Origin of the sequence: Campylobacter sp. 2018MI13, from assembly GCF_018501135.1 — a bacterium.
GTDB lineage: Bacteria > Campylobacterota > Campylobacteria > Campylobacterales > Campylobacteraceae > Campylobacter_E.
In genome coordinates this window covers 23,420-29,550 of the sequence record NZ_JAHCZC010000014.1, presented here as the reverse complement: position 1 = coordinate 29,550, position 6,131 = coordinate 23,420, and the positions used below count along the sequence as shown (strand labels likewise).

3 protein-coding genes are annotated in these 6,131 nt (G+C 29.8%); 2 read left to right on the top strand and 1 reads right to left on the bottom strand.

Annotated elements, in window-relative coordinates; translation table 11 throughout:
* Positions 1-487 precede the first annotated feature (487 nt).
* Positions 488-4,408, bottom strand: a complete 3,921-nt coding sequence (locus KJQ99_RS02675) for a S6 family peptidase (protein ID WP_214149908.1) — start codon at positions 4,406-4,408, stop codon at positions 488-490.
* Between the two features lie 164 nt (positions 4,409-4,572).
* Here KJQ99_RS02675 and KJQ99_RS02670 point away from each other — a divergent pair, with 164 nt between their 5' ends.
* Together KJQ99_RS02670 and KJQ99_RS02665 are read left to right on the top strand one after the other, a co-directional pair.
* Positions 4,573-5,052, top strand: a complete 480-nt coding sequence (locus KJQ99_RS02670) for a phosphatidylglycerophosphatase A family protein (protein ID WP_214119583.1) — start codon at positions 4,573-4,575, stop codon at positions 5,050-5,052.
* Positions 5,049-6,131 carry an ABC transporter substrate-binding protein gene (locus tag KJQ99_RS02665; RefSeq protein ID WP_214149907.1) on the top strand — a complete coding sequence of 361 codons (1,083 nt, stop codon included), beginning with the start codon at positions 5,049-5,051 and terminating at the stop codon, positions 6,129-6,131. The genes KJQ99_RS02670 and KJQ99_RS02665 overlap by 4 nt, the downstream gene beginning before the upstream one ends.

The following is a 6,131-nucleotide window of genomic DNA, read 5'->3' as shown; positions in this document are numbered from 1 at the left end:
ATCAATATCAGTGAGATTTCAAGTGATTTTATGAGTAAAAAATACAATTAAATGCGAAAAGTAACATAAAAATAACTAAACTTTTAAGAAATTTGTGGATAAAAATTATAAATCTTAGCTATCTTTACCGCTTAGTAATTTGGCAAGATTTAAGAAGTAGTTTAATACAAACAATAACTTAGCAACTTAAGTTTTCTTACTTTTAAAGAAAATTAAAATATTTTTATTTGAATTATTATTTTAATTCTTTATTTTTTGTATTTAGTAATGCGAGTGAATGAATAAAGATTATTATTTAATGGTTATTTTTGCTTCTTTATATCAAAAATTAAGCTTTGCGTCATAATTTGAGTATATTTAGGCGATAAGATAAATGTATTTTGAAACTCTTTATTCTTAAACTCATTAAAAAACCCAATAAATAATATTTATCGGCAAGATAAAAACATATAAAGATTTTGCACCTTTAAAATAGGTGCAAAATAAATTAAAAACTCTTTCTTAAAGTCATATTAAGCGAATAATCCACATTCAAATCACCAAAAAATGTCCTTTCAAACTCGGTCATTAGCCTTAAATTATTCGTGAAATTATAATTAAATGAAGCATTAGTTAGCATTCTTGTATCTTTTTTACCTTCAATTTGTCTAATTACATTTAAATCTCTTATGGTTTTATCGCCGTTTTTAGCTAAATCAGCAGCAATTCCAACCCCAAATCTAAATCCAAATCTTGAATCTTCGCTACTTTGCTTACCAAAACTTAGCATTGTTTTTGTATTAAATGGAACGAATGATTTGCTTTCTAATTTTATATGCTCGGCTTTATTTTCAAGGCTAATCGCACTAACATAGCCACTAATTAACTCAACGCTAGGCTCTAAATAATAATTATTCATATAAAATCTATTGCCTAATTCTACGCTTGCTACTACGCTTTTAGAATGATTATTCGCGTTAATATAAATAGCTTTATTATTGCCATTATTTAGCGTTAGAGTATAGTCATTTTTATAATCAACATATTTTGCAATCATATCAATATAAAAACCATTATTAAAAATAAAGCTTGAATAAAGTCCCCCGCCTATGCCTTTTACTTTACCTTCTAGCATATTTTTTGTATCTAGTTTATAAATTGAATTAGTAAAGATAATTCCCGCATAAGCATTGAAATCATCCATTTCGCTAATCTTATCAGCACCGATTTGTAATTCATAATATTTGGTCTTATTATCTTTTAGATACGAACTTGCTCCACCGAAATTCCTAATCCAAATTCCGCCATTTGCAACCTCATCTCTTAGCTCTCCCATACGCTTTTGCATATTGTTCCACTCTAAAACATAGTTAAAAAATGCTTGATTTAGCGTGTTTTTAGCTGTATTTATTGAACTTTCTTTCTCTCTTACGAAGAAGTATTCTTGATAATGACCTTTTGTTTCTACATTGCTTGGATTGTTGCTAGGATTTGGGTCAAGCTCAACTATAACAGGCTCTTCTGGTATTGTAGGCTCGTTTGGAGTTGTTGGGGTGTCTGGCTTAGGCTCAATCGGTTTAGTATCAGGCTCACTTGGAGTTGTTGGAGTGCTAGGAATACTAGGTTCGCTTGGATTATTAACATTAGGCTCATTTGGATTAATAGGCTCACTTGGAGTTGTGTCTGTGTTAGTTGGCGGAGTTGGTTTAGTATCAGGCTCACTTGGTTTATTTGGAGTACTTGGCTCATTTGGTGTTGGGCTTGGCTCTGGTGATGGAGTAGATGGTATTTTTTCAAGATACCATTTAGCTGTGCCGTTTTCAGCATAATATTTTACATTAGCTTTAAGGTCAGCAAATACTGAATCTTCACCTTTAATACCAAAATAATTTTCAGCCACTAAAGTATCATTAGCCAAACTTGCTATTAGTATTTTATCATCTCCATTTAAAAAGCTTTCTTTAATTAAAAGCTTATTATTAGCTCCACTTGTGCTTTTGCTTATATTTAAAGCATTAGTTTTACTTTCGTAAATATATGTTGTATCGGTTGAGTTTAGGCTACTTGCGTTTATATTTGCATTAATCATTGCACCATTAAACTCAAGGCTAGAAGTATCATCAGCTGTTATTGTGCCTTTAAAATCTGTGCCATTTAAAAGGCTTAGTTTTGAATTGGTTTTCAAATCAAAATTTGAATTAATTTTGATATTTTTAGCAATGCTTTTGCCACTACTTACTTTTTCTTGATATTTCATATTTGAATAATAATTTTCGTAAGTATCTTTACCTGCATTTAAGTCCGAACTCGCTAAAAATTTAATATTTTCTCCATCGTAACCATCAATATAAGCTAAATTTTTGCCTATTGTAATATTTGAAGAAGTTGAATTTATATCCTTAATATCTACATTTGAATACTTTAAAATATCAAGATTTGCGTTAGTCAATTTAAGACTAGACATTTTATAATCTCTATCTTCCCAATCTTCTTGGTCTAGCCTTGTAGGAGTAGTGAATATTTTTTCATTTATCTTAGAACTAATATCTTCTATAACATAATTAACATTATTTCTATCAGAACTTATATAACTATGCACTACCGGATGACCTTGTAAAACTAAATTTCCATCTTTAAATTCCATATTTTGAATATCTAAACCACCATCATAAACAGCGTATTTATCGGATTTATTATTGTGATTTTGAACTATATTGATATTTCCTGTAATATTTCCGTGATAAATAGTATTTGTAGGTTCTGTTGTAGCAAATTTATTGATTTCAAGAGTGCTTAAGTTAGTGCTAGTATTTGTTATCACTGCATTATTATCACTTGCATAAAAATTATTAAAATATTTTAAACTAGCACCATTTAAATCAAGCTTGCCTGCATTCTCGCCAAAATATAAATAATTTGTATTTATTTGATTGGCGTTATTTATCTTTAAACTTGAATTATTAGTCATATAAATACTTCCAAAAGTATTTTGCCAACCTGTGCTATTTAATTCAACTTCGCCCCCACCTATTCTAAGACCTGCATTAGGGCTACTTGAATTAACTATCAATTTACCCGCACCAATTTTATGTAAATAATCATTTTTTGCTGTTTTAGGGTCATAATTTACAACCGAATTAGCCCCTATATCAAGACCGCCGTGTAAAAAGTCAAAATTACCTTTAATATCATAAGTTAAATTATCTTTTACAATCAATGCACTAGAACCTAAATCAGCATTAGCACTAAGAGTTAAAGAACCACCATTTATATAAATATCCTTATCATTAGCCATAGCATTATTTCTAGCATCATAATCTGTTCTGTTTGTGCTAGAAAAATAATGTTTAAAAGATTTATCTCCCATAGTTTTTTCTAATTCTTTAGTTCCGTCTTTTAAAGAATTTGAATCAAGAGTTAGGTTATTTTGAGTTGTAATGGTGTGGTTATTATAAAATTTATCCATAGTATATTGGTCTATTAAATGATAATTTGTAATAGTGCAAGTCTTACCGCCTGTAGCTTCACAATTTGAACTACTAGCAACTCCTATCATATACCATTTTTTATCTACATTATCCCATACATATAAAGCACTTCCACTATCACCTTCTGATGCAATACTAGAAAATGGTAATCTTGTAGAGCCTATATAATTATTCATTTGAATACCAAATTGTATTTCATTACTACCTTTCTCATATATTTGCATAATGCCACCGGTAAAATATTTATTAGCACTGCTAACATCGGTAGCATCATCTTTTAAATTTGTAATTTTTTGATATCCAGTTCCACTTCTTACAAATAATGTATATCTATCATTATTAAAGTATTCTGCTTTTCCACTTTTATCAGAACAAAAACTATTACCTTTACAAGCTTCATAATTTATATCTTTACCACTCTCGTTGTATGCTTTTACTTGACTTACATTAGCTTTTGCATTTAAATTAACTTTACTTGTTCTAAACGCAACGAAATCTTCAATATCAGTTCTTACGCATTTTTTACCTTGGCAAGGAGTGTCAGTTCCGAAATAATCAGCAAAATTATTAGAAGCACTTACAACTCTCGTGCCTACTCCGCCAAATTCTAAGATACTTCCTTGTTGTATAAGTTTTGGTTGTATTTTGCTTATCATATGAGCTGCACTTAAAACCCTATTGCCACCTATATTTGTAAATTCTCCCCTTAAAATACCCGTTTTATTACTAGCACTAAAATCAATCATAGGCATAGAAGAAAAACTATCTACTTTTAAAGTCCCATCTTTAGAACTTACGCTAAGCCCTGTTGTCCCTGCTTTAAATTTGCCTTTATTAGCACCAAAATCTAAATAATCTTGATACGAAAATCTACTATCAACGGCACTTGCATTTAAACTAGAATATAAAATACTCATTAAAATTATTGATTTTTTCAACATTTTTTTGCCTTTTTTTATAAAAAATAATCGTTATTTTATAATGTTTTTCTTAAATTAAAAATCATAGAATTTAAAAACGATATTTAAATTCTTTAAATCAAATTCTAAAAACAAATTATTCCTTAACTAACTTAAGATATTTTTCCAAATTACAAAGGATTTTAATGAAAGAAAAATTAGCAAAACTATATTTAACATTTTTTTATTCAGGTCTTAGTCCGTTTGCAAGTGGCACAATGGGGACTATTGCGGCATTACCATTTGCTTATTTGTTACTAATTTACACAGATAAAAGCACTTTAATGCTATTAAGTATTGCAATTTTTATTGCAAGTATTAAAATCATTGACGATTATGAAAAAACTCACGAACACGATGCTAAAGAAATAGTAATTGATGAGGTTTGTGGGGTTTTTTTGGCGATTGGTATGAGTTTTAACAACTCTTGGTGGCATTTTGCTTTAGCTTTTATCTTATTTAGGCTTTTTGATATAACTAAGCCAAGTATTATTGGTAAAGTTGATAAAAAGCTAAAAGGTGGCTTAGGCGTTATGCTTGATGATTTACTTGCAGGATTTTTTGCAGGTCTTTTATGCCTTGTAATTCAAGGAATTTATTTAAATTATTTAAAGGATTTATTATGAAAAAAAGTTTAATTTTATTAGCTTCTAGTGCGGCTTTTGCTTTAGATATTGGTGTAGTTTTACCACTTAGCGGTAGCGTTGCAGCATATGGTAATGCAGCACTTAATGGAATAAAAGTAGCAAATGCAATGCAACCAACTTTAAAAAATGGAGAGCAAATCAATTTAAATATAGTTGATACAAAAGGCGATAAAATAGAAGCCATCACAGCAACTGAAAGAGTTTTACCAAAAGTTAGTGCAATAATTGGAGAAATGATTACTGCAAATACTATAGTGGTTATGAATACAGCTGAAGCGAAAAAAGTGCCTGTAATTGCACCAGCTGCTACAAATGATAAATTATTAAAAGGTAAAAATTACGCTGCTAGAGTGTGCTTTAATGATAGTTTTCAAGGCGAAGCTATGGCAAAATATTTATTAGCTCAAGGTAAAAAAACAGCAGTAATTGTAAAAGACCAAGCGACTGATTATTCACTAGGTTTATCAAAAGCTTACAAAAAAGAATTTATTCAAGGTGGTGGAGAAATATTAAAAGAATTAATCATTACAAGTGGAGATAAAGATTTTAACGCTATTTCAGCTCAAATTGCTAGTTTAAATCCTGATGTAGTGTATTTGCCACTTTATTATCAAGAAGCAGCACTTTTTGTAAGACAAGCAAAAATCGCAGGTGTTAAAAGTATAATCGCTAGTGCTGATGGGGTTGCTGATGAGCAATTTATCAAACTTGCAGCAGAGTATTCAAACAATCATTTATATACAGATAGCTTTGATGCAAATGTTCCACCAACAGAACTTAGTAAAAAATATTTAGCAGAATATGCAAAAGCTTATAATGGAAGTCTTCCATCAAATTTTGCTGCAATGGGTGCTGATGCTTATTTTGTATTAGTAGAAGCTGCAAATCGTTGCGAGCAAATCACTAGCGAATGTATAAATCAAGAGATTAAAAAAACTAAAGATTACGAAGGCGTTAGTGGAATTATTAGCATAGATAGCACAGGAGAGACAAAAAGGTCTTTAATTATTAAAGAAGTAGTAAATGAAAACGCAGTTTATAAAGATAGCGTAAAGTAA

What these genes read in the sequence shown, in the direction of transcription:
- KJQ99_RS02675 (WP_214149908.1), bottom strand. Translation starts at nt 4,408, where the DNA reads ATGTTGAAAAAATCAATAATTTTAATGAGTATTTTATATTCTAGTTTA.
- KJQ99_RS02670 (WP_214119583.1), top strand. Translation starts at nt 4,573, where the DNA reads ATGAAAGAAAAATTAGCAAAACTATATTTAACATTTTTTTATTCAGGT.
- KJQ99_RS02665 (WP_214149907.1), top strand. Translation starts at nt 5,049, where the DNA reads ATGAAAAAAAGTTTAATTTTATTAGCTTCTAGTGCGGCTTTTGCTTTA.